Source organism: Alistipes sp. CAG:29, from assembly GCF_000435435.1.
GTDB classification, from domain to species: Bacteria; Bacteroidota; Bacteroidia; order Bacteroidales; family Rikenellaceae; genus Alistipes; species Alistipes onderdonkii.
Map to the genome: position 1 here is coordinate 1 of NZ_FR893500.1, position 3,210 is coordinate 3,210.

Consider the following 3,210-nt stretch of genomic DNA (forward strand, 5'->3'; position numbering starts at 1 on the left):
GCCCCGACTGCCAGGCCCGGATCGCGGCCGAGGGGTTGCGCGACGAGACGCAGCTGCAATCCTACCTCACCCACCGCATCGACAGCTACCTCACGTCGAAAGGCCGGCAGCTGATCGGCTGGGACGAGATCATGGAGGGCGGGCTGTCGCCCGGGGCGGTCATCATGAGCTGGCGGGGCACACAGGGCGGCATCGCGGCGGCCAGAGAGTACCACCATGTGGTGATGACCCCCGGCCAGTACCTCTATTTCGACAAACGGGGGACGGATTCGCCCGACGAGCCCGTAAGCCTGAACCTCTCCCTGCCGCTGGAGAAGATATACGGCTACGACCCGGCGGAGGGGCTCTCCGAAGAGGAACAGCAATACCTGCTGGGCGTGCAGGCCAACCTTTGGACGGAATTCGTGGCGACCGGGAAGCGGGTCGAGTACCAGTTGCTGCCGCGCATCTACGCCCTCTCCGAGATCGCATGGTCGCCCGTGGCGCGCAAGTCGTGGGAGGAGTTCTCCCGGCAGCGCCTTCCGGCATACCTTGCGCGGCTCGACGCCGAAGGGGCAGCCTATCAGGTTCCGCAACCCCACGGCATCCGCGAAGAGACGCTCGAAGGGGGATGTTTCCGCTTCACGATCCGCCCGCCTTTCCCGGGCTGCCGGGTCTATTACACGCTCAACGGCGCCACGCCCTACGACTTCGACCGCGAAGTGCCGGACTATCTGGAGGTGGTCGTTCCCCCAGGGGAACAACGGGTGCTCAAATGCGTCGCCGTCACCCCCGCCGGACGCCGGAGCATGGTCGTCACCACCCGCCTGGGCAACCCCGGGGAGTAACCCGGCGAACCGCAGGTCACGGATACTGCCAAAAAAGTACATAATCCTGCCACGCGCCCTGTTTTCCGATGCAGAAAATGAAATCAGTTAATATTTAGACTATTAATCCTTTTTGGGTACAAATGAGGTACAAAGTAGTCAATTCTAGATCTGATTTCCATTTTACTAAATGCGTTTCAAAATATCATCAATTTTAACCAATTGTTTCCTTACATCATAATCCCATCCTCTCTCTTGAATTTCTTTCTCAAGCCATAATTTAGCTTGATTCAAATATGAAACAGCTCTATCATTTCCGTATTTATTATAATACCTTACGGCTTGATCTGCATATGTTTTTGCATGAAACGTGGTTCGTAGATCAGAATTAATACATTGACTAAGAATATCCATACTTGCATCTAGCTGTCTTTCCGCATCAGTGCTATCTACATTATAGTTAGCGTCAAATAAAATTATCGCATGAGAGTTACGGATTGAGAAGTGTTTATTGTTTGTCATTGTTATGGCTCTATCAATCCAAGAAAAAGCATCATGATACTTCTTTTTCATAGATAAATATAACGCACCTTGTTGCAAGACATATGGGTTTTTAAAGTCATACAAAAAGGCTCTCTCATAAAATTCCTTGCCTTCTTTCCAGTCTGGAAATGCTTTTGAAACAATGCTTTTATCAAAAGCATGCTTCTTAAAGGTGTTATAATTATATATTTGCACCGTTGGTACTCTGTCGATTACCTTATTCATTACCTGTTTTAAGACATCTCTGGGAGCACTTTTTATTATTGATTCTGCTATAAAATAAGATCGGGGATAATAGAAATCCATATCTTGATCCAACAATTCATTACTATAATAATCTTTCAATAGGTCATCAAGATCATTTCTCATCTCAAGTACCTCTCTATAATTATATAGTTGATTGGGATCACTAAAATAACTACATGCCACCTCAAAAGACAATGGAACACGAGAACTATGCATATAGCCGCAAAGCACTAAAAACTCAGCTAACTCGTGATGTTCTCGCTCCAATTTTTTAAGAACTCCATCATACCGGCTTGCAACATTTTGGCCTTTTATATTTCTTATAACGAATTCAAAGATAGAATCATCTTCATATTGATTCCTTTGTTCCTTTTTGATCGACTTTCCTCGAATCGACGGAGGCAAAGAATCAAATATATTTTGTGTATCGGATTCTGTTAATTGCGTTACGTTTATTATTTCATACTTACTTGTCGGGAATTTGTGATTTACCATATTAAGATTGTGGCTTCTATCTACCCCCACAAGTTTCGCATTTTTTAATTCTGCCAACTTTAGGAATGCATTTATATCATCCGTGAAATTCTCGATAAAAATAAGAGCTACTTTATCTCCGATTAATTTGCTGTAATATTCAGCACTTGATAATGTTAGGTTGTTAAATATTAACTTCACCCCGTTATATTTCACATTGTATGCTATTTGCATCATCAATGTGGTTTTTCCTGTAACCGGAGCTCCAGTTATTATAATGTGCTTGTCGGGAACAAATATAGAGTTGTGAATCGTATTGTAATGAGATGTTTTATAAATATTATTATTAATGACATCTCCCCATGTTGGTGCTTGTCCTTTAAAGAATTCGTCTATAGGTCTTACTACTTGACCTTTTATGCTCGTTGGAATTAAGTTTCCTTTTAACAAGGAGATCAATTCGTCACTTTTTTTCTTGGAGTTTATGGCTCCCTGATCTAAAGAAACATTCTCTATATACTCTAAGAACTCTTTGGTATTAGCTATTATTATGCTAAAACCCAAAGATTTATAGTATTCTCTGTCATCCTCGTCATCTTCAATCAATAATATCCATTTTTCTTTTTGGGCATTATTAAATGTTTTTTGAGATGTTAAGGCCTGAATTGTAGAACTATCATTAAGCCCATATCCAACAAAGATTGTAGGGTATTTCTCCACCGCATGACTCAGAAAGGACCATATTCTACTAGCATCATTATATATATTTGCCAAAGAAACAACATCAAAAACAAAATTTGGCTCAGCATCTTCAACACTTCCATGTAATGGAAGATATGGTATGGCTTTGCTGTCAGTAGGTACTCCATTTTGTGCCTGATTATGTAAATATCTTTGAGGGTTGGCAGAAACTATTTTTGAGATAAGATTGTCAATATTTGTAGTATAAACACCCGTAAGATTCAGCTTATTTATAGCATAATAATATTTTGGGAATTCTGCAACCGTGAATTTTTCAACAAGAAACTTATAGAAATTCGCACGGTTTGTCTTCTCCAACAATGTTGAAATCTTTGGCAAATTATCACTTGCCTTTTTGCCAAATTTTTCACATTGTATATTTGTAATTAGTTAATTAAAT

At 41.9% G+C, this 3,210-nt stretch carries 2 protein-coding genes; one reads left to right on the plus strand and one right to left on the minus strand.

Going from position 1 to position 3,210, the window contains the following annotated elements:
• Nucleotides 1-827 (plus strand): family 20 glycosylhydrolase (locus QVP03_RS11595; RefSeq protein ID WP_288210795.1); only part of this gene is annotated, 827 nt, incomplete at its 5' end.
• 165 nt (nucleotides 828-992) lie between these two features.
• On the opposite strand, the gene QVP03_RS11600 is transcribed toward QVP03_RS11595, so the two are convergent.
• Nucleotides 993-3,128 carry an SIR2 family protein gene (locus tag QVP03_RS11600; RefSeq protein WP_288210796.1) on the minus strand — a complete coding sequence of 712 codons (2,136 nt, stop codon included), beginning with the start codon at nucleotides 3,126-3,128 and terminating at the stop codon, nucleotides 993-995.
• Nucleotides 3,129-3,210 lie beyond the last annotated feature (82 nt).